The sequence below is a fragment of the Limisphaerales bacterium genome (assembly GCA_014382585.1).
Taxonomy (GTDB): Bacteria; Verrucomicrobiota; Verrucomicrobiia; order Limisphaerales; family UBA1100; genus JACNJL01.
In genome coordinates this window covers 48,069-69,934 of the sequence record JACNJL010000017.1, presented here as the reverse complement: position 1 = coordinate 69,934, position 21,866 = coordinate 48,069, and the positions used below count along the sequence as shown (strand labels likewise).

Annotated in this window: 18 protein-coding genes; 13 read left to right on the top strand and 5 right to left on the bottom strand. The window is 57.8% G+C overall.

Annotated elements, in window-relative coordinates; genetic code table 11:
* The first annotated feature begins 71 nt into the window (after positions 1–71).
* The 7 genes from H8E27_01155 (at position 72) to H8E27_01125 (ending at position 8,040) form a co-directional block, all read left to right on the top strand.
* Positions 72–1,472, top strand: coding sequence for a DUF1501 domain-containing protein (locus H8E27_01155; protein MBC8324225.1), 1,401 nt, complete (start codon positions 72–74; stop codon positions 1,470–1,472).
* A 56-nt stretch (positions 1,473–1,528) separates the two neighbouring features.
* A complete protein-coding gene (locus H8E27_01150) occupies positions 1,529–3,547 on the top strand; it encodes a DUF1553 domain-containing protein (GenBank protein ID MBC8324224.1) in 2,019 nt (672 codons plus the stop codon).
* A 115-nt stretch (positions 3,548–3,662) separates the two neighbouring features.
* A complete protein-coding gene (locus tag H8E27_01145) occupies positions 3,663–5,042 on the top strand; it encodes a DUF1501 domain-containing protein (protein MBC8324223.1) in 1,380 nt (459 codons plus the stop codon).
* 2 nt (positions 5,043–5,044) lie between these two features.
* Entirely contained in the window at positions 5,045–6,148 is a 1,104-nt protein-coding gene (locus tag H8E27_01140; protein ID MBC8324222.1) for a hypothetical protein, read from the top strand.
* A 102-nt stretch (positions 6,149–6,250) separates the two neighbouring features.
* Positions 6,251–6,742 (top strand): crossover junction endodeoxyribonuclease RuvC, encoded by a 492-nt coding sequence (gene ruvC, locus H8E27_01135; GenBank protein MBC8324221.1) that lies wholly within the window; start codon positions 6,251–6,253, stop codon positions 6,740–6,742.
* 9 nt (positions 6,743–6,751) lie between these two features.
* Complete coding sequence (ruvA, locus tag H8E27_01130; GenBank protein MBC8324220.1) at positions 6,752–7,348, top strand: Holliday junction branch migration protein RuvA; 597 nt, start codon at positions 6,752–6,754, stop codon at positions 7,346–7,348.
* Complete coding sequence (locus tag H8E27_01125) at positions 7,345–8,040, top strand: lysophospholipid acyltransferase family protein (GenBank protein ID MBC8324219.1); 696 nt, start codon at positions 7,345–7,347, stop codon at positions 8,038–8,040. The genes ruvA and H8E27_01125 overlap by 4 nt, the downstream gene beginning before the upstream one ends.
* Positions 8,041–8,067: 27 nt before the next feature.
* On the opposite strand, the gene H8E27_01120 is transcribed toward H8E27_01125, so the two are convergent.
* Positions 8,068–8,619, bottom strand: coding sequence for a transglycosylase SLT domain-containing protein (locus H8E27_01120; protein MBC8324218.1), 552 nt, complete (start codon positions 8,617–8,619; stop codon positions 8,068–8,070).
* A 90-nt stretch (positions 8,620–8,709) separates the two neighbouring features.
* Between H8E27_01120 and priA the strand changes: the two genes are divergently transcribed.
* Both priA and H8E27_01110 read left to right on the top strand, forming a co-directional pair.
* Positions 8,710–10,917: a primosomal protein N' gene (gene priA / locus H8E27_01115; protein ID MBC8324217.1), complete on the top strand. Its 2,208-nt coding sequence runs from the start codon at positions 8,710–8,712 to the stop codon at positions 10,915–10,917.
* On the top strand, positions 10,917–11,762 hold the full coding sequence (locus H8E27_01110; GenBank protein MBC8324216.1) for a glycosyltransferase family 2 protein: 846 nt from the start codon (positions 10,917–10,919) through the stop codon (positions 11,760–11,762). The genes priA and H8E27_01110 overlap by 1 nt, the downstream gene beginning before the upstream one ends.
* Here the strand turns inward: H8E27_01110 and H8E27_01105 are convergent.
* The 3 genes from H8E27_01105 to H8E27_01095 are packed head-to-tail and all read right to left on the bottom strand — an operon-like array spanning position 11,719 to position 14,815.
* Positions 11,719–13,026, bottom strand: coding sequence for a hypothetical protein (locus tag H8E27_01105; protein MBC8324215.1), 1,308 nt, complete (start codon positions 13,024–13,026; stop codon positions 11,719–11,721). The two genes, H8E27_01110 and H8E27_01105, sit on opposite strands and share 44 nt — an antisense overlap.
* Positions 13,026–13,859, bottom strand: coding sequence for an FkbM family methyltransferase (locus H8E27_01100; GenBank protein ID MBC8324214.1), 834 nt, complete (start codon positions 13,857–13,859; stop codon positions 13,026–13,028). Before H8E27_01100 ends, H8E27_01105 begins: the two co-directional genes overlap by 1 nt.
* 2 nt (positions 13,860–13,861) lie before the next feature.
* On the bottom strand, positions 13,862–14,815 hold the full coding sequence (locus H8E27_01095) for an SDR family NAD(P)-dependent oxidoreductase (protein ID MBC8324213.1): 954 nt from the start codon (positions 14,813–14,815) through the stop codon (positions 13,862–13,864).
* 111 nt (positions 14,816–14,926) lie between these two features.
* On the opposite strand from H8E27_01095, the gene H8E27_01090 reads away from it, so the two are divergent.
* Positions 14,927–15,796: a phosphoribosylaminoimidazolesuccinocarboxamide synthase gene (locus H8E27_01090; GenBank protein ID MBC8324212.1), complete on the top strand. Its 870-nt coding sequence runs from the start codon at positions 14,927–14,929 to the stop codon at positions 15,794–15,796.
* Positions 15,797–15,892: 96 nt separating this feature from the next.
* Positions 15,893–16,813 (top strand): tyrosine recombinase, encoded by a 921-nt coding sequence (locus H8E27_01085; protein MBC8324211.1) that lies wholly within the window; start codon positions 15,893–15,895, stop codon positions 16,811–16,813.
* A 51-nt stretch (positions 16,814–16,864) separates the two neighbouring features.
* Here the strand turns inward: H8E27_01085 and H8E27_01080 are convergent, their stop codons facing one another.
* Entirely contained in the window at positions 16,865–17,275 is a 411-nt protein-coding gene (locus H8E27_01080) for a hypothetical protein (GenBank protein MBC8324210.1), read from the bottom strand.
* A 215-nt stretch (positions 17,276–17,490) separates the two neighbouring features.
* Between H8E27_01080 and H8E27_01075 the strand changes: the two genes are divergently transcribed.
* Both H8E27_01075 and H8E27_01070 read left to right on the top strand, forming a co-directional pair.
* On the top strand, positions 17,491–18,681 hold the full coding sequence (locus tag H8E27_01075; protein MBC8324209.1) for a VCBS repeat-containing protein: 1,191 nt from the start codon (positions 17,491–17,493) through the stop codon (positions 18,679–18,681).
* Between the two features lie 68 nt (positions 18,682–18,749).
* Complete coding sequence (locus tag H8E27_01070; protein ID MBC8324208.1) at positions 18,750–21,866, top strand: PSD1 domain-containing protein; 3,117 nt, start codon at positions 18,750–18,752, stop codon at positions 21,864–21,866.

The window sequence follows — 21,866 nt, the reverse complement described above, 5'->3', positions numbered from 1 at the left end:
CAGGCTCGTCCCTCCATCGCACGCCGTTTTGGAGGGACGAGCCGGCGAGTCCGTAAATCGATGATAATTGGATGACTGATAAAACCGAAATGATGGCTGACCGATTCGTCACCTCGCGGCGCGAGTTTCTCACGCGCACGGGCACCGGCTTTGGCATGATGGCTCTGGCCGGGCTGGCGGATGGCGCACAGCCACACGCACCCAAGGCACCGCATTTTGCGCCAAAGGCAAAGCGGGTGGTGCATTTGTTCATGAACGGCGGACCTTCGCAGGTGGATACGTTTGACCCGAAACCGTTGCTTGCGAAATGGCATGGGAAGCCATTGCCGGTGAAAAATTTCCGCACCGAACGCCGCACGGGCCATGCGATGGAGTCGCCGTATACATTCAAACGCTACGGCCAATCAGGACTGCCGGTCAGCGAAATTTTTTCCAAAACAGCCGCGGCCGCAGCGGATGACTTGTGCGTGATTCGCTCGATGAAGGCCGAGGTGCCGAACCACGAACCGTCGCTGATGTTAATGAACTGCGGCGACGGGCAACTTCCGCGCCCGAGCTTTGGCGCGTGGGTGAATTATGGTCTTGGCACGTTGAACGAAAACTTGCCTGGTTTCATCGTGATGTGCCCGGGCGGATATCCCATCGTCGCCACGCGCAACTGGCGCAGCGCTTTTTTGCCCGGCGCGTATCAGGGCACCCATCTCGACACCAAACACACGGACGTCACCAAGCTCATCGCCAACATTCGCAACAGCCGCCTCTCACCCGCCCAACAGCGAAACCAACTGAATCTCGCGCAAGCGCTCAACGCGCAGCACTTAAAATCGCGAGGTGCCGACCCGCAACTCGAGGCGCGCATCCAGACTTTTGAGCTGGCCTTCCGGATGCAGTCCGAGGCCAGCGATGTTTTTGATATTGAACGCGAGCCGAAACATATCCGCGAGGCTTACGGCGGCGGCACACACGGCCGGCAGCTTTTGATGACGCGCCGGTTGCTCGAGCGCGGCGTGCGGTTCATTCAGGTGTGGAGCGGCAACGGCCAGCCGTGGGATAACCACAACGGCCTAGAAAAAACCCACCGCAAGCTCGCCGGCGACTGGGACCAACCGCTCGCGGCTTTCCTCACCGACCTTCGCCAGCGCGGGCTGCTCGACAGCACGCTCGTACTTTGGGGCGGCGAGTTCGGCCGCACGCCCGTTGCCGAGTATCCTGCCCTGAACGGTCGCGACCACAACCACTACGGCTTCACTTGCTGGCTTGCCGGCGGCGGCACGCGCGGCGGCTATGCCCATGGAGCCACGGACGAGTTTGGCTTCCGCGCCGTCAAGGACGTCGTGCACGTCCACGACCTCCACGCCACTATGCTCCACCTCCTCGGCCTCGACCACGAACGCCTCACCTACCGCCACGCCGGCCGCGACTTCCGGCTCACCGATGTGCATGGAAATGTGGTGAAGGAGTTGTTGGCTTAAATTTATTGCCGTGCAAATTGGCCGAGATTCGCCCAAACTTTTCTGACTGAATCGCTATGAAAACACCTCTTTCAAGTTTGGTTTTTCTGCTGGCAGCGATGGCTTTGCCCGCGGCGGATGAGTCGCGCGACCATTGGGCGTTTCAGCCAGTGAAAAAGCCCGCGCTGCCGGCGGTCAAAAATCAGGCGTGGGTGAAAACTCCCATCGACCAGTTCATCCTCGCGCGATTAGAAAAATCTGACCTCCAACCCGCCCCGACCGCTGCCCCGCGTGACTTGCGGCGGCGCATTCACTACGCGCTGACCGGTTTGCCGTCCGCGCCCAATTCCAAAAACGCCAGTCTAAAAACTGAAATCGAAAATCTCATGGCCACGCCGCAGTACGGCGAGCGCTGGGCTCGGCATTGGCTGGATGTGGTGCGTTATGCCGACAGCAATGGGTTGGATGAAAACGCGGCGCATGCGAATGCGTGGCGGTATCGCGATTATGTGGTGGCGTCGTTCAATGCGGACAAGCCGTTCGACCAGTTTCTCATCGAGCAAATCGCGGGCGACCTGTTGCCGGCGAAGGATGAGGCGCGGCGGCGGGAGCAACGGATCGCCACAGGTTTTTTATCGATGGGGCCCAAGGTGCTCGCCGAGCCGGACAAGATGAAGATGGAGATGGACATCATCGACGAGCAAATTGACACGCTCGGCAAGGCGCTGCTCGGGCTCACGCTCGGCTGCGCCCGGTGTCACGACCACAAGTTCGACCCCATCCCCACCGCCGATTACTACGCTCTGGCGGGCATTTTTAAGAGCACGAAGACGATGGACTCGCTGAAGACCATTGCCAAGTGGCACGAGCATTCCTTCGCCACTCCCGCGCATCAGAAGCTGAAGGAAAAACACGACGCACTGATTGCCGCGCAGAAAAAAGTGGTGACCGCATTTACTGCCAAGGCCAATCAACAATTGCTCGTGGATTTAAAATTGGAAAAATTGCCGGACGCACCCGAGAAAAAATACTCGAAAGCCAATCAAGCCGAACTCGCAAAACTCAACGCAACGCTCATGCGATTGGAGGCCAATGTGTTTGTGCTGCCGGGCGCGATGGGCGTGGAAGACGGCAACGCGACGAATGTTCCCATCTTCGTGCGGGGCGATCACGAGCGGCCCGGCGAAATCCAGCCGCGCCATTTCCCGCGTGCGCTGTCGGACGCCAAACCGATTAACGGCAAAGCGAGCGGGCGACTCGAACTGGCACGGTGGATTGCCAACCGCAACAACCCACTCACGGCCCGCGTGATGGTAAACCGCGTTTGGCGCTGGCATTTCGGGCGCGGGCTGGTGGCCACCACGGATAATTTCGGCAAGCTCGGAGCCAAGCCATCGCATCCCGATTTGCTCGATTGGCTGGCCGTGTGGTTCATGGAAAACGGGTGGTCGGTGAAAAAGCTCAACGCGCTCATTCTCAACTCGGCGACGTTTCAAATGAGCAGCACGCCCAAAGCCGCCGCGCTGAAAATTGATCCGACTAATCTGTTGCATTCGCGTGCGCCCTTGCGCCGGATGGAAGCCGAACCGCTGCGCGATTCGCTGCTGCACATCAGCGGCCAACTCGACCTAAAAGTCGGCGGCACGATTTGGACTTTTGAAAATTACAAACTCGTCTTCAACCACACCTCCGAGGATGCCACCACGTACGGCAGCAATCGCCGCGCCATTTATCTGCCGGTCATCCGCAATCACGTTTACGATTTATTCGAACTGTTCGACTTCCCCGACCCCGGCACCGTGAACGGCAACCGATCCGACACCACCATCGCCCCGCAAGCGCTGTATTTAATGAACAGCCCGCTCGTCCTTCGCACGTGCGCAATGATGGCGAAACAAATGTTGGCCGAGAAAAAACTCACCAACGCTCAACGTGCCCAATGGCTTTACGCAAAAATCTTCAACCGGAAACCCACTGCTGAAGAAAACAAACGTGCAGTCGCGTTTGTGAACGAATTTGCGCAAGACCGTCAGGCGAGTTGGCAAGCGCTTTGTCAGGCGATGCTTTCGTCGAATGAATTTTTGTATCTGAAATGAACCACCGAGCCCCAGAGAACACAGAGATTGAAACGGTAGGGAGGTTTGTCCCAAACCGCCGCGGCGCGCAGGGACAGCACGCCCCTCCTCTCTGTGTCTCTGTGGTAAAAAGAAAATGATGACGCGACGTGACATGCTTCGGAACACAGCGCTGGGCTTTGGCTCGGTCGCGTTGACCTCGATGTTGCACGCGGACAATCCGCTGGCGGCACGGCGGCCGCATTTCAAGCCGCGGGCCAAGCGCGTGATTTTCCTGTTCATGAAAGGCGGCCCGGCGCACATGGACACGTTTGAATACAAGCCACTGCTCCAACGCGACCACGGCAAGCCGCTGCCGTTCAGCAAACCCAAAGTCACTTTTGCCAAGACCGGAAATCTGCTGGCGTCGCCGTGGAAATTCAAAAAATATGGCCAGTGCGGGCATCAAGTCAGCGAGCTGTTCCCGAACGTGGCGCGGCACGTGGACGACATTTGTTTTTTACACGGCGCGCACGGCACCAATCCGGCCCACGGCGGCGCGCTTTTGAAACTGCACACCGGCGCGGACAACTTTGTGCGGCCGAGCATGGGCGCGTGGGTGAGCTACGGGCTCGGCACGGAGAATGCCAATCTGCCGGCGTTCGTGACCATTTGCCCCACGCTCGCGCACGGCGGCGTGAACAATTGGGGCAGCGCGTTTCTGCCCGCGCATTACGCCGGCACGCCCATCGGCAACGCCAGTATCAAGGCGAAGGACGCGAAGGTGCATCACATCAAAAATCCCAAGTGGACGCCCGGCCAACAGCGCGCGCAGTTGGATTTTTTGAAACAACTCAACCGCGACCATCTCGGCGGCGTGCCCAATCCGATGCTCGAGAGCCGCATCAATTCCTTCGAGCTGGCCTTCCGCATGCAAACGGCGATGCCGGAGATTCAAGACATCCGCGGCGAAACCGAAGCCACTCGCAAACTCTACGGCCTCGACAACGCGGTCACCGAGGACTTCGGTCGGCAATGTTTGATGGCGCGGCGGTTTGCCGAACGCGGCGTGCGCTTTGTGCAGGTCACTCACAGCGACAGCAAAGTGCAATGGGACCAACACGGCAACCTCCGCAAAGGTCACACTGAAAAAGCGAGCGAGGTGGACAAGCCCATCGCCGGTTTGCTGCACGATTTGAAGGCGCGCGGATTGCTCGACGACACGCTCATCGTGTGGAGCGGCGAATTCGGCCGCACGCCCACCGTGCAAGGCAGCGGCATGGACGGGCGCGACCACAATCCGTGGGGCTTCACCATGTGGCTCGCCGGTGCCGGCGTGAAGGGCGGCTACAGCCACGGCGCCACCGACGACTACGGCTTCTACGCCGAGCAAAACAAAATGCACATCCACGACGTCCACGCCACACTGCTGCATCTGCTCGGCCTCGACCACGAAAAACTCACCCACCGCCACGCCGGCCGCGACTTCCGGCTGACCGATGTGTCCGGCAACGTGGCGAAGGAAATATTGGCGTGAATGTGAAGAGATTTCTCTGGTGCTTTGTAGGCCCGGCACTGTTCGCCGCCGCGCCGCAATACGAGTCCCCCAACATCACCATTCCGGCGGCTTCGGCGGAGGAGCCGGTTTTGAAAAAATTCTCGCTGGCGAAAGCGAACGACTATCTTGAGAAGGGCGCATTGGCGTGGACGCGCAAGCGCGGCTGCGTGACGTGCCACACGACGGGCACGTACATGCAAATCCGGCCGGCGTTGACCACCGCGCTCGGCAAACCCACGGCAGAGATTCGCGAACTGTTCACGGGTGAATTGGAAAATTTCCAAAAACTGAAACCCGCCGCGCTGCGAAAAGGCACCCAGCCGGCAGAAATAATTTACACCGCGGCCGGCTTGGCGGAATGGGACCGACACGTCACCGGCAAGCTCTCGAAGGAAACCGCCGCGGCACTGGAACTAATGCTCCGCATCCAGCAAAAAAACGGCGCGTGGGGCACACTGGATTGCTGGCCGCCATTTGAATCGAGCGCGTTTCAAGAAGCCACCGTGGCCGCGATGGCCGTAGCGGCCGCGCCGGGATGGCGGGGCAGATTGAAAAACGAAAAGGCAATGGCCGGCATCGCCTCGTTACAAAAATATTTGCGCGAAACTGAACCGCCCAATGATTACGGTGGTGTGGTGTTGCTGTGGGCGGCTACGCAGATGACGGATTTATTGCCGAATGAACGGCGGCAAAAACTTATCGAGATGTTGTGGAGTCACCAACGCGACGATGGCGGTTGGGCTATTCGCACATTTTCCAAGCCCGAAAAATGGGGCCGCGGCAATCGCGCAAAAAAACTGCGCGCGGAACCGGAATTCAAAAACCCGCCGAGCGATGGCCACATGACCGGCCTCGCCGTGCTCGTGCTGCGCGATGCGGGCGTGCCCGCGAAGGATGCGCGTTTGCAAAAAGCCGTGCGCTGGCTGCTCGCTAACCAACGCGCCAGCGGCCGATGGTGGACGCGCTCGCTCAATACCGACAAGTTTCACTATATCACCTACAGCGGCACGGCGTATCCTTTGCTGGCGTTGATGAAGTGTGGGGAAATCACTTCCAAGCTCGCTCCGAAGCCCAGGAAAGATTAGGCTGCCGCCGTGGGCATTTCGGCACGCCAGTTTGAACAATTGCAGGAACGCGTGAGCGGTAAGAAAGCTGCGACGCCTCAAAAATTTACCCATCATTCGCTCATTCTTGGCGTGGATCCTTCGCTGCGCGGTACTGGGTTTGGCGTTGTTCGATCGGACAAAAAAAATCCTGAAACACTGGCGCAAGGCACGATTCAGTGTCCGCCAAAATGGAGCCGCAGTGAATGCCTTGTGGCTATTTCCAAAAAATTGCGCGAAATCATTGCCGCGCACCGGCCCACGGTGTGCGCAATTGAGGGATTGTTTTACGCGCAAAACCCAAAGACCGCGCTCATTATGGGCGAGGCACGCGGGGCGGCGATGGCGGCCATCGCGGAGGGTGGGCTGGAGATTTATGAAATCGCACCGCGCAAGGTGAAGCAATCCATCGTGGGCCACGGCAACGCGCAGAAACTTGCAGTGGCCAAAATGGTGCAACGTATGTTGGCGCTCGAGGAATTGCCCGCGCCCGATGCGGCTGACGCGCTGGCCCTGGCGATTACGTACGCCCATTTGAACAAACGTTTTGCCATCGGCCCCGCGCAGAAATTATAACGACCGCGGATGATTTCATTTCTCAAAGGTAAACTCACCGAAGCGCTGCCCACGCAAGTGGTCATCGATGTGAACGGCGTAGGTTACGAAGTACTCATCCCGTTGTCGTCCTTCGACAAGCTGCCAATGCCCGGCGGCGAAGTAACACTGCTGACGCATTTGGCCATCCGCGATGATGCGCACGTGCTGTACGGCTTCAGCACCGAGACTGAGCGCGACCTTTTCAGATTGCTCATCCGCCACGTAAGCGGCATCGGCCCGAAACTGGCGCTCAATGTGTTGAGCGGCACCACGCCTGCGGCCTTCCGTGCGGCTGTCGCCAACGGCGATGTGAAGGCGCTTTCATGTATCAGTGGGGTTGGCAAAAAAACCGCCGAACGCATTGTCGTGGAATTAAAAGACAAACTCGGTGACGAAGCGGATCGGGATCCGAATGCCCTCACTAACGCCGATGACCAAAAAATGGCTGACGCCATCTCCGCGCTCATCGCGCTGGGCTCCAAGCCAAAGGACGCGCAAGACGCCATCCGCGCTGCCATCGCAATGCTCGGGCCGGATCAGCCGGTGGATGCGCTGGTGCGGGCTGCATTGCAAAAAGGTAAATGAGTACGGCCGCCCGCAACCGTAAATCCGAGGTAGGGGTTCCGAACCCCCTTCGCTGGCATGGCGCGCTGGCAGCAACGGCAGCCCACAGCGTCACCCGCCTGTTTGACAGCACGTGGAGACTGGATCTTGAGGACGCCTCCGACACGTTGTCGACGATTGGGAATCAACAGGTCATCTTCAGCCTGTGGCATAACCGGTTGCTGCTGGCGCCTCCGGCATACCGGAAATATTTTCTTGCCCGCCAACCGCACCGCCGGTTGGCCGCGTTGGTGAGTGCGAGCAAGGACGGCGCCATCCTCGCGCGAGTGATGAAGTATCACGGCATTCAACCAGTGCTCGGCTCCTCCAGCCGACGAGGCGCGCAGGCATTGCGCGAGCTGACCACATGGGCCAAACGCGGCTACGATTTTGCCATCACCCCCGACGGTCCGCGCGGTCCGCGCTATGAGGTGCAGCCGGGCGCACTAATGCTCGCGCAAATTTCCGGCCTCCCCATCGTGCCCGTCTCGGCAACTGTCGGATGGAAAAAAGAATTCAAAAGTTGGGACGTGTTCAAATTGCCGCTCCCTTTTTCCCATTGCCACATTCGCATTGGCGAAATGGTGCGCGTGCCACGTGACGCGGATGAAATTGAACGTGAAGCGGCGCGCCGGTTGTTGCAGGAACGGATGGATGCGTTGACGGAGGATTGAAAGTAGCGGCGGTTTGATTTTTTACGTTTACTCAAGCTGCCCCTGATATTCCTCAAATTTAGCTTTCACGGCTTTCACGTAATCTTTGGTGGTCGGGAAATCAATATTTTCAATAAACGCAACACTGTTGGTTTCCGCTACGTCGTTGTTCCACTTCAGTACATTTGAACGGCCGGCGTTGTAATCGGCCAGCGCGTAAGCGATGGGGTCATCGGTATGCTGATAGCGGTTGATGAGTTTGTGCAAATACCACGCGCCGCAAAGCGTATTGCTGGTGGCGTTGAGGAGGTGGGCATGGTGAAAGTCGGTGATGCCCGCAGCCTCGGCCCATTCGCCGGCAGCAGCAGCGCGGATTTGCATTAGGCCCAACTCTCCGGAAGTGCCGCGCGCATCGGCATCAAAGCGACTCTCGCGCCACACCACGGCTTTCACCAGCGCGGGGGCCACATCGTAATGCTCGGCCGCGGCGCGAATCACGGAATCCTGACTGCGCGCCAGTCGATAGCCCTGCCACCACCACAGAATGCCAGCGTCTATCGCCAGCACGATCAGGATAATAATCCAAGTCCGCACCTTCACACGGCCCTTTTAGGCGAAGAACGGCGCGGCGTCGAGGTCTGTTAATTCATTGGGCTCGCCCCCGCAACGGGGCGCGGCGAAACTGCTGGTGTGGTTGCGCGCGTGACACTCGAGATTGCCCTGCGCAGGGAATTTGATTACCTCATCCCGCCGGAATTCGCCGGCCGCATTGAGGTGGGCACGCGCGTAAAAGTGCCCTTCGGCAGACGGCAGGTGCTCGGCTGTGTGACGGCGCTGGCGGAGTCGTCCACATTCGATACGCTCAAACCCATCCTCAAAATCATCGGTGCGCAATCGCTGGTGACCCCGCGCGTGCTCGAGTTGGCGCGGTGGATGGCTGATTACTATTGCTGCGCGCCCGAAACCGCTCTCAAAAGCGTGCTGCCCGACGCCATCCGCAAAGAACAGGACGGCTGGCGTGAACGCCTCTTTGCCCGCGTGCTGCCCGGCGCAGATAGCATCAACTCGTTAACCAAACGGCAGACAGAAATTTATCACGTCATCGAGGAGCATCAGTCGATTGCGCTGCAAGAATTACTGCGCCTCACTGGCACCACCGCCCAAACCGTCCGCAAGCTCGAAGACAAAAACCTCATCGAGATCGCCCCACAAATCACCGAGCGCGACCCCTACGCCAACGAACAAATCGTTCCCACTGAGCCATTAAAACTCAACTCCGAACAAGCCGAGGCGTTGGAAAAAATTATTGCGGGAAGTGGGAAGTTTTTTCTTTTGCACGGAGTGACAGGAAGTGGGAAGACAGAGGTTTATTTGCAAGCCATCACTCGGGCTTTGGAGGAAGGGAAAGGGGCCATTGTTTTGGTGCCGGAAATTTCGCTGACGCCGCAGACGGTGGAACGGTTTAAGGCGCGATTTAGCAGCGGGCCGTTGCAGACTTTGGTGGCGGTGCTGCACAGTCATTTGTCCGCGGGCGAGCGCCACGACGAATGGCACAAGATACGGCAAGGCCGCGCGAAGATAGTCATCGGCGCGCGCTCGGCCATCTTCGCGCCGGTGGAGCCGCTGGGGCTCATCATTGTGGACGAGGAACACGAACATTCCTACAAACAGGAGGAAGCCCCGCGCTATCACGCGCGCGATCTGGCGGTGGTGCGCGGCCAGCGCGAGGAGGCAACGGTAGTGCTTGGTTCGGCCACGCCTTCGCTGGAAAGTTATCACAACGCCAAGCGTGGCAAATACACGCTGCTCGAAATGCCGAGCCGCGTGGACGACAAACGGATGCCGCTCGTGCGCGTGCAGGATATGCGCACGGAAAAATCCAAAGGCGACAAAGGGCCGCCGATTTTTTCGCAGCGGCTCAAGGACGCCATTCACCATCGGCTCGAGGCCAACGAGCAAACTATTTTATTTCTCAATCGCCGCGGCTTTGCGACCTCAATGCAGTGCCCCGATTGCGGGCTCGTGGCCGAGTGCCCGAATTGCAGCCTCTCACTCACATACCATCGCCGCGAACAAACGCTGCGCTGTCACATCTGCGGCCATCAAGACCGCGCGCCGCAGCGATGCCCAAATGAAAAATGCCGCTCGCCCAAGATTCGGTTTCACGGGCTCGGCACGGAGAAAGTGGAGGACGTTTTGCGCAAGCTCTTTCCCGACGCTAACGTATGCCGAATGGACTCGGACGCGCTCAAGCGCAAGGACGATTTTCGCCGCATCCTCGGCGACTTTCGGCGCGGCAAAATTGATATCCTCGTCGGCACACAAATGATCGCCAAAGGCCTGCACTTCCCGCGCGTCACGCTCGTGGGCATTGTGTACGCGGACACCAGTTTGCATCTCGCTGATTTCCGCGCGGGCGAGCGCACGTTCCAATTGCTCACCCAAGTGGCTGGGCGCGCCGGGCGTGGGGATGTGGAAGGGGAAGTCGTGGTGCAAACTTTTTCGCCGGTGCATCCGGCCATTCAGTTTGCGCGTCGCCACGATTTTGAGGGCTACTTCGAAACCGAAATGGAATTTCGCGAACAGCTTTTGTATCCTCCCTTCACGCGCGCGGCATTGCTCACCATCCGCGGCCGCAATGAAGACAAAGTCAAATTCTCCGCCGACCACATCAAACGTGAGTTAGAAAAATTAGCTCCGAAATTGCCGGACCTCGTCATCGCCGGCCCCGCGCCCGCGCCGCTGCTGCGCGCGGAAAATTTTTATCGCTACCAAATTATGCTGCGCCTCGGCCAAATGAGCGCCCTCAGCCGCCACCTCGCCCTCATTGACGCCCAACTCACTTTGCCCGACGACGTAACCTTGACCATCGACATTGACCCCGTGAATCTCTCGTGATGGCCGACGCCCAAGACCAACCCGGCGTGCTGTTGCTCATCCCCGCGTACAACGAGGAGGAGCGCATCGGGCCGGTGCTGCGCGATTACGCGGAGTACTTTCGCGAAAACTACGCGGGCGAGTTTCGCGCGGTGGTAGTGCTCAACGGTTGCCGCGATGACACCCTGGGGGTGGTCAAAAAAATCGCCGAGGAGTTTCCGGAAATTGCGCCATTGAATTTTGACGAACCCATCGGCAAAGGCGGCGCGCTCATCGAAGGCTTCAAACGCGCCGCCGAGGCCAACGCGGTGTTGACCGGCTACGTGGATGCCGATGGCGCCACGCCGGCCAGTGCATTCCACGAATTGGCCACGCGCTGCGCGGCGGGTGAAGCCGATTGCGTGATCGGCTCGCGGTGGATGCCCGGATCGGTGCTGCACCAAAGCCAATCGCCGTTGCGGCGGGTGTTCAGTCGCGGCTTTCACACGATTGTGTCGGCACTGTTTTGGATGGGCATCCGCGACACACAATGTCCCGCCAAGGTGATGCGGCGCGAGGCATTGGAGGATATTCTTGAATCGCTGCGCATCGCCGATCTCGCGTTTGATGTGAACCTGCTCTTTTCACTGCGCCGCGCGGGGCACACGGTGAAGGAAGTGCCCATTGAATGGACGGATCAGCTCGGCTCGAAGGTCACCGCCAATTTGTGGCGGCTGTCGCTGGTGATGTTTTTATCCGTCGTGCGGCTGCGGCTGGTGCACTCGCCCTTTTATAATTGGCTGCGCCCATTGCGGCCATTGGAAACATGGCTGTACCTCAAGCTCAACGCGCCTCCGCCTCGGTCTGCCGATAAGCCGACCAAGTGAGGAGCACCGAAGCAGCCAGGAAACACAGGTTGCCCATGCCGATAACCTGAACCATCGAAATGTATGCTTGAATGTTGAAGCCGCCCGCCGTGAGCTCGGCAATTTGGGGGGCCACGTGCCACAGCACGCCGGTGTAAAGCGCCGGCAGCAGCAGAAGCCAGTAAATGACCGAGTAGGCCCCACGCGCGAGGATGTTATTGACCACCACCGCCGCGATCGCCAGCGGGGCCATAGCGGCGATGAACCACGACACCAGCGGCGCCACTTTGAAATACGAATCATCGTAAATGATTTGCAGTGGCAGTTTCGGCACGAGGATGCCGAGCGTCACCGCCACGGCGCACAGTCCGGCGGTCAGCAGCAGCGTTAGCTTTAGCACGTCGGTGGGTTTTTGTTCCGCGCGGCTGCGCACGATCTTGGGAAACATCACCATCACCATAGGGCCCACAAAAAAAATGAGGGCCCGGCCGATCGTGCCCGCCGCGCCATAAAAACCGGCTTGGGTCTCGTCAAAAAATCGTTTCATCACGATCATGTCCAGGTTCATCATATAAATCACCGCGCCGCCGCCCAGCGACAGGGGAACAAACCGCCGGGCCATGTCGCGCCAATCAATTTTCATGACACTCGGCAGCCATTCACGCGGCATCAACGAGGGGCACCCCATGGTGGCGCCCGCCAACAGGAACGCAGTGAGAAACCCCAACCCCACGCCTACCATACTGTTGAGCGCCGTGGCGCCGTGGAAATGAACCAGTCCAGCCGCCACTGCGAGCCGCACCACCCCCAGCGAGAGCATCGCCCAGCCAAGCCAGAAAAATCGCTGCCGTCCCTGCAACACGCCATACACCATTGGCAGCAAAAGTGCGAACACACCCGAGGCCAGCGTGAGGAACAATATCTCGAGCGAGGGCAGTTTGAGCGATTTCACCAGTGTATCGCCTGAAAATTTCATCCAAATGCACAACCCAACCGCCAGCATAAACACGACGATGCCGATGGCAATTTGTTCGCGGGCGATGGTATGGAAATCTTCCTCGTTTTTTGCTTCCGCTGCCTTGTGAGTGAAAACGGCCTGCAAACCGATGGCCGGGATGGCGATGAGGTTCAACAATGCAAGCATGGCGGTGAACGCGCCGTACTCGGCCGGGGCATCCTTGAGGAAAGGGTGCACCGCGTACGACGTCACACCGGCAACGCCGGTGGCGAGGGTGAGCCAGCCGCTTTGGCGCAGGAAAGTGAGTTTGGATTCGCGTTCGGCCATCAGTTTTGTTTGCGTCCGACAAGATTGGTATAGCGGCGGCCTGGGTGGCGGGCGATGAGATCGGCATCATCCGTGAGTTCGGTGAGTTCGCCATTCGCGTTCAACTCGTGCAGCGTGAGGTTGAGGTCGCGAAGCGTGTTGAGAAATTCAGTGGGATCACCGCCCGCATCGCGAATGCCCTTGGGCCAAAACTCGGTGAGCAAGGTGAGCTTGGGCGAGCGCGTGATGGTGTCGCGCAGGCCATCGATGACTTTGGGTTCGTACCCTTGGACATCGATTTTGATGAGATCGACGGTATCGATTTTGTTTTCGGCAAGTAACGCATCGGGCGCCACGGCCTCCACCTCAATTTTCGGGCGGGATTCACCCGGCGCGTAAAGGCGATTGTCGCCGCGGTTGTCAGCCGAAATGTAAAGGGGCAGTTTGGCTGGTGCATCGGAGGCGGCAACAGGGAATGCCTGCACGTTTTCCGCAACATTGGCGGCGATGGTTTGCTCGAGGTACTTGAAACTGTCGGGATCGGGTTCGAGCGCGATGATTTTTCCGTTGGGTCCCACGGCGCGTGCGGCCAGCGCGGTGTAGTAGCCGATGTTCGCGCCCACATCGAGAAAGGTCATTCCTTCACGACAAGCGATTTGGAAAAAAGCCGTCTCCGCTTTTTCGTAAACGCCAAAGTGCAATGCGCCGGAAACAACGGGGTCATCAGGATTGAGCACCACAACCGCTTCGCCAAAATTAACCTGCGCGGGCAACAGCTGCCGAATGGCCCAATTCGCCAGTGGCCGCAACGGCCACGGGCGCAGCAAATAACAGTAAACAAACTCAGCGAGCATGGTCAGGCGGTTTGCTGGCGGAACCACTCGATGAAGCGCGGGATACCATCTTCGATTTTTGTTTGCGGATGATAGCCAAGGAGGCGCTGGGCTTTTTCGATGTTGGCAAAGGTAATGGGGACGTCGCCGGGCTGTGCGGGTTCGCGATTGATTTCTGCTTTTGTCCCAAGGGCGGTTTCGAGCAACTCAATGAGGCGGCTGAGTTTGACGGTTTGAGATTCACCGAGATTGATGATTTCGCAGCCGAACTCTCGCTCGGTGGCGGCAATGACGCCGTCGACGGTGTCATCCACGTACGTGTAATCGCGCGACGCTGTGCCGTCGCCAAACATTGTGATGGGCTGACCGGCGTGCATGAGTTTTGCGAATTTATGGATGGCGAGATCGGGGCGTTGGCGTGGACCGTACACGGTGAAAAATCGCAACAGGCAAACGTCCATTCCATACACGTGATGGTAAACGTGCCCCAGCGATTCGCACGCAAGCTTGCTGGCGGCATAAGGCGAAATAGCATTGAAGATGGGATCGTCCTCGCCGAAGGGCACTTTGGAATTCACGCCGTACACACTGGACGACGAGGCGATGGTGATTTTTTTGATACCCCGCTCGCGGGCAGCTTCGAGGATGTTCGTGGTGCCTTCGACGTTAACGCGTTGGTACAGCGCCGGTTGCTCAAGGCTGGGACGCACACCGGCGCGGGCGGCGAGGTGGATGATTTGGTCAAAGGTCATACTGCCAAATACATCATCGACCTCAGCACGATTCGTGATGTCCGCGTGCACAAACACGAAGGACTGCGCCCGCGCCTGCAGTTCGCGCAGGGTGTTTTGCTTGAGGGCGGGATCGTAAAAATCGTTGAGGTCATCCAGCGCGCACACCGTGTGGCCGACGTCGAGCAGCCGTTCGCACACGTGCGAGCCGATGAACCCCACCCCGCCGGTAACCAAAATATTCACGCACCGAAAATAACGGCGAACCGGTGCAGTGTCGAGGTTGTCGGCGGGCCGAGAATGGATTGTGAATTTTCCCCGCTTGCCGTGAGGCCGATCTTTTGGATACTCCCGCGTATGCCCAATGACGCATTGCTAGAGCTGAACATTCCTGAACTGACCAAAATCAAAAGCGGCAAAGTCCGTGAAATTTTTGATATGGGAGAACACCTCCTCTTCGTCGCCTCCGATCGCGTGAGCGCATTTGACGTCGTGCTGCCTAATGGCATCCCGCGCAAAGGCGAAGTGCTTACGCAGATTTCTCATTTCTGGTTCGATAAATATGCCGACCTCGTTCCCAACCACCGCGTGGCCGATGGCTTGCCCGAAAATCTCGCCCACCTCACCCCGCGCAGTATGGTTGTTAAAAAAGCCGAGCCGCTCAACATTGAATGCATCGTCCGCGGCTACATCACCGGCAGCGGCTGGAAGGAATACAAGAAGAAAGGCACCGTGTGCGACATCCCTTTGCCCGATGATTTGCTGGAATCCGCCGAGCTTGAGCAGCCGCTTTTCACCCCCAGCACCAAAGCCGACCAAGGCCACGACGAAAATATTTCCTTCGAACAAGCCGTGGAAATTGAAGGCCGCGAAACCGCCGAAAAAGTCCGTGACCTCTCGCTGCAAATTTACACCGAAGCCCGCAACTACGCCCGCGAACGCGGCATCATCATTGCCGATACCAAATTCGAATTTGGCCGCATCGACGGCGAACTCGTGCTCATCGACGAAGTGCTCACCCCCGACAGCTCACGATTCTGGCCACTGGACGAATACGAACCCGGCCGCGGCCAACACGCCTTCGACAAACAATACGTCCGCGACCACCTCGAAACCCTCGACTGGGACAAGACTCCTCCGGGTCCCGAGTTGCCCGAAGATCTCATCCAACGCTCCCAAGCCCGCTATTTCGAAGCCTACCAACGCCTCACCGGAACGGAGTTGTAATTTTAACATTGATGAGCAGAATGTTCAGGATGCTTTTCCAAATTAGTTTTCCTGAATGTCTTGAGCATCCCTGTTAAAATTTCGATCTGTTTTGAAATGCACGCCGCCATTGAAGATTTTTTGCAGCATGTCCGACACGAAAAAGGGCAGGCGGAATCAACGCAGAAAACCTACGCCGCGCTGTTAAACCGCTTCTGCAACTGGGCCGCGGGGCAGGGCATTGCCGATTGGGAATCAGTCACCCGCAAGCATCTCACGCAATTTCTCCAGCACGAACGCCGCCGCAAACCCGAAGGCAATACCCCAACGCAGGACGAACAACTCAGTCCCGATTCCATTTACCTCCAAATCTCCGCGCTGCGGGCGTTTTATAAATTCGCCGCTGAAGAACAAATTGTTTTATTGAACATCGCGGAAAACCTCACCTTGCCGCGCCGTTGGAAGCGCTTGCCCAAAGCGCTGTCGGATCTCGAAATCGAAAAACTCCTCACCCCACCAACCGAAACCACGCCCACCGATCTCTGCACCACCGCCATCCTCGAGCTCGCCTACGCTTCGGGCTTGCGTCTAGCCGAACTGCGCGGGCTGCGGCTCGAACAATTGCACCTCAAGGAAGGCTTCGTCACTGTCATCGGCAAAGGCAACAAGGAACGCGTCGTGCCAATGGGCGAGCACGCCGTCACCGCCCTCACGCACTATCTCGAGAGCGGCCGACCAAAACTGCTTTCGCCACGCTCGCCTGCCAATGTATTTCTCACCCAACGTGGCACTGCGTTTGCGCAATCCACGATGTGGGCCCGCATCAAAGCGCGCACCGCGCGCGCGGGCATCAAACGCAACGTCACCCCGCATATGCTGCGCCACAGTTTTGCCACACATTTGCTCGAACGCGGCGCGGACTTGCGCGTCATTCAAGAACTCCTCGGCCACGCCAGCATCAGCACCACGGAAATCTACACGCACGTCGCCGGTGAACGCCTGCGCGATGTGCACGATCAGTTTCATCCACGGGCATAAAGACATAAAAAAAACCGGCCCACAACGGACCGGCGTGTTTGAAATTGAAACCTATTTCTTGTCTTCACTTTTCTTTGGTTTCTTTTTTCTCTCCGGCTTTTTTGTGTGAACGTTCACCGTACGCGCTTCGGTTTTGGTCTCGGAGATGCGCTTATAGCTGCCACCCACATACATCCCTGCTTTGATTTCCGCCAATTTCGCTTTTTTGCCATCCAACGTCAGCTTCGCATCCTTCGCCAACCCGAACACGCGATCCGGTTTGCCTTTCGCGGCGTTCAACGAGATGGTGTTTTCCTCGACATCCACAGCTTTAATTTGGCCGCGGAACGGAAGGAATTCCCGTTTCTTTTTGGCCGGTTTTTCCGCGGCTGACTTTTCGTCATCCGCGTGTGCCGATGTACTGATGAATAACCCGCCAAAAATAATGGCGGCCGACAGCAGGGGGGTAATGAGTTTTTTCATGATTTTGTAACCATTTGGGGTTACCCAAAATTAACACAAACCGATCGACCCGCAATCGTTTTTTATAATATAATTAATATTTGTGGCATGATTCCTGCCCCCAGCGTGCCCCATGCCAAGTCGAGCCAAACTGAACATTACTGACTCCGCTTTTTTGGGGAGATTCCAATGAATTCCATTGGCCATTCCTGATCCGACATGGTTCACTCGCCGGGATGAATGCCATTTCTCTGGCGAAGGTGCTCTCGTTGATTTGCCTGTTTATGGGCGCCGGCATGTCTTCCGCAGCCCTCTGGAAACAGCACCTCATCGATAACACCTCACGCGGCCCCGATGGCGTTCGGCTTATGGATGTTAATCGGGACGGCCGGCCGGACATCGCCACCGGTTGGGAAGAAGGCGGGGTGGTGCGGGCGTATTTCCATCCCGGCAAGGCCAAAACAAAACAACCTTGGCCGCGCCTCGAGGTGGGCAGAGTAAGCTCGCCCGAAGATGCTTTGTTTGCTGATCTTGACGGCGACGGCGATGCCGATGTGGTTAGCTGCTGCGAAGGCCGCACGCGCTCGGTATATTTTCACTGGTCACCCGCGAACGATCCTCAGCGGGAGGTGCTGCCCTGGCGCACGGAGATCGTCCCCGCCACGCGGAACAAACAATCATGGATGTTTGCGCTGCCACTGCAAATCAATGGCGGCGGCATCGACCTCGTGCTCGGCTCCAAAGGTGCGGGGGCCTCCATCGGTTGGCTGCGTTCGCCAAAAAACCCGCGCGACATGAAGGCGTGGCAATTCCATCGCTGGTACGATGCCGGCTGGATTATGTCGTTGATCAACTATGACATCGACGGCGATGGCGACCTCGACGTGCTCGCTTCCGACCGCAAAGGCAAAACTTCCGGAATCTTGTGGCTAGAAAATCCCGGCCTCAAACCGATGCGGGCCGATCCCATTCGCCGTTGGGCCGCGCACCGCATCGGGGTTGATGGAAAGGAGGCCATGTTTATTTCCATCTCAAAGGACAAAACAATTTACGCCGCAGCACGCCCCAACCAAATCTATGTGCTTCGACCCGGACGGGATGTTCGGCGGCCGTGGCAATCCGAGAAAATTATTTATCCATCAGAAAAATATGGAACCTCCAAAGCGGCGCGTGCGGCGGATTTGGATGGCGATGGGCTTCCGGAAATTGTGGTCACCTGTGAACTGGCGCACGGTAAAAAAAGCGGAGTTTTTTACCTCAAACTAAAAGAAGAACAATGGATCGACCACGACATCGGCGGGCCGAAGGGGGTGAAGTACGACCGGATCGAAATGCTCGACCTCGACGGCGATGGTGACCTCGACCTGCTCACCTGCGAGGAACGTGAAATCAACGCAGTGGTGTGGTATGAAAACCCGCATCGCTAATCCAAACCTCCGGTATATGACAAAACGCTTTTGATTGAATCCTGCCGCACCCACGTCATAATTCACCGATGACACGGTGGATTTGCTTTGGCGCGATGTTGGCTTTTCAAGTAGCCGCCGCACCGCCAGTTTCAGAAAAACACGCGGCGGAAATGGCCCGCGGGCTTGCACTCTTTAAAAGCGACGTGCGTGCGGTGCTCAAACAGCACTGCGTAAAATGCCACGGAGGCGACAAAACACGCGGCGGACTGGATCTCACCACACGTGCGAGCTTGCTCAAGGGCGGTGACGAAGGTGTCATCGTTGTGCCGGGCAAATCCATGGAGAGCCTCCTCATTCGCCTGATTTCCCATCTCGAGAAACCGCATATGCCGGCCAAAAATCCGAAGCTGCCGGACACTGCCATCCAAAAAATTGCACAGTGGATTGACCTCGGCGCGCCTTACGACCAACCGCTCATTGCCAAGACCGGCCCCAAACAAGGAATGCAAGTCACTGACGACGACCGAAAATTTTGGTCGTTTCTCCCCCTAACAAAACCAAAAGCGCCCACGGTCAAAAACAAAACATGGACGAACAACGAAATCGACCAGTTTGTTTTGCGCAAACTGGAGGCGGCGAAAATCACTCCCAACGGCCCCGCCAATTCACGCGTGCTAATCCGCCGTGTGTACTTCGACCTCATCGGCCTCCCGCCCACACCGGCGGAAGTCAACGCATTCGTCAAATCCGCAAACCACAATCCGAATTCCGCATTGGAAAAAATCGTTGACCAACTGCTCGCCTCCAAACATTACGGCGAACGCTGGGGCCGCCATTGGCTCGACATCGCTCGCTTTGCTGAGAGCCACGGCTTCGAGCAGGATTACAATCGGCCACACGCTTATCATTATCGCGATTTCGTCATCAAAGCACTCAACGCCGATATGCCTTACGACCAATTTGTAAAATGGCAAATCGCCGGCGATGAATTTGCGCCAGACGACCCACTCGCGATGATGGCCACCGGCTTCCTTGGCGCGGGCGTCTTCCCCACGCAGCTCACCGAAAAAGAATTTGAATCCGCCCGCTACGATGAGCTCGACGATATGGCCAACACCACCGGCACCGCGATGCTCGGGCTCACCATCGGCTGCGCCCGCTGCCACGATCACAAGTTCGACCCCATCCCCACCCGCGATTACTACCGCTTCATTAACACCTTCGCCACCACCATCCGCAGCGAGATCGATTTGGAAATCGATTCCACCGAAACCACCGTCGCTCAGGCCAATTGGGAAAAAGCACACGCCCCACTCGCCGCCGCACTGGCGAATTTTGAGAAAAACGAACTCCCCAAACGCTTCACCGCATGGGCAAAAAATCCGCCGAAGAACACTGCGGCAAATTTCGACTGGATGATCCTCGACCATCTCCGGCCCAAGTCACTCGACGGCGCAACCTTCACCCAACAAGCCGACGGCTCATTCCTGTTAAGCGGGAAAAATCCCGCCACCGACCGATGGGAGCTTACCGCGGAAATCCAGACCACTGGACTAAATGCCCTCCGCATCGAAGCGCTGACCCATCCCACTATGAAACGCAACGGCCCCGGCCGCGCCAGCAATGGGAACATCGCGTTAAGCGACATTCGCGTATTTGTCGCGCCCAAAAAAGGCGGCCAACGGCAGTCAGTGAAACTGGTGAACCCGAAGGCCACCCATCAGCAAAATACAGGAGACTTGTCCGTGGCCAGTTCCATTGATAGCGACAAACGGAAAACCGGTTGGGCAGTCGACGTTGGCGGCATCGGCAAGGAACAAGCAGCGGTGTTTGAATTTGCGGAGCCTGTGGGTTTCGAGGGCGGCACGGTGCTGACCATCGAGATGGATTTCTTCGTGAACACCAGTCACACCATTGGCCGTCCGCGCCTCGCCGTCACCTCCGCGCCCAAGCCCGTCGCCATCAAAGGTAACACCCGCGCGGCCTCGCTCGCCACACTTTTGGAAACACTGCGCAAAGCTGGCGATGCGGAAAAACTCAACGCCAAACAACGCACGGAGTTGCTGAAAATTTTCCGCTCGCAAGACCCCGAATGGGCGAAACTCAACGCCCAAGTCCAAACCCATCTTGCCGCCAAACCCAAGCCGAAGCTCACCAAAGTACAAGTCACCAGCGAAGGCTTCAAGCCCACCAAACACCACGCCGACGGCCGCGGCTTCCCGCATTTTTACAAGGAAACCTACTTCCTAAAACGCGGCGACCCCAATCAAAAACAAGGCGCGGCCTCGCAGGGATTTATGCAAGTGCTGATGCGCGGCGGCAAAGACGAAACTGCGTGGCAAATCCCTGTGCCCAAAAATGCGCGCACCAGTTTCCGCCGTCGTGCGCTCGCCAATTGGATGACCGACACCCAACACGGCGCCGGCCATTTGCTCGCGCGCGTGATGGCCAACCGCCTTTGGCAACACCACCTCGGCCACGGCATCGTCAGCACGCCCAACGATTTCGGACTGCAAGGCGAAGAACCGACGCATCCGGCGTTGCTCGACTGGCTCGCCAGCGAACTCATCGCCAACGGTTGGCGGCTCAAGCCGCTCCATAAACAAATCGTGATGAGCGCCACCTATCGCCAAAGCGCCGCCTTTGATCCCGCTAAAATAAAAGCCGACCCGCAAAACAAACTCCACTGGCGCCGTACCCCGCGCCGCCTCGAAGCCGAAGTCATCCGCGACAGCCTCCTCCAAGTCAGCGGACTGCTTGACACGCAAATGCACGGCCCCGGCACCCTCGACGAGCGCATGAAACGCCGCAGCATTTATTTCATGATCAAACGCAGCAAACTCATTCCCTCGATGCAGCTCTTCGATTCGCCTGAGCCCCTTGTCAGCCAAGGTAACCGCCCCGCCACCATCATCGCCCCGCAAGCGCTGATGTTTATGAACAACGCCCAAGTCCGCGAAGCCGCCCTCGCCTTGGCCGCGCAATTCGAAAAACAGCCGAACAACGCCTCCGCCGTAAGCCTCGGGTACCAAACTGTCATCGGCCGCAAACCCACCGCAACCGAGATAAAAACTATTTCTGCCTTCATCGCCGCCCAGGAAAATTCTTATAAAATAGCCAAACAAAACAACGCCCGAAAACTTGCCTTCGCCGATATGGCGCAAGTGTTGTTTGGGTTAAACGAATTAATTTACGTGCGATAA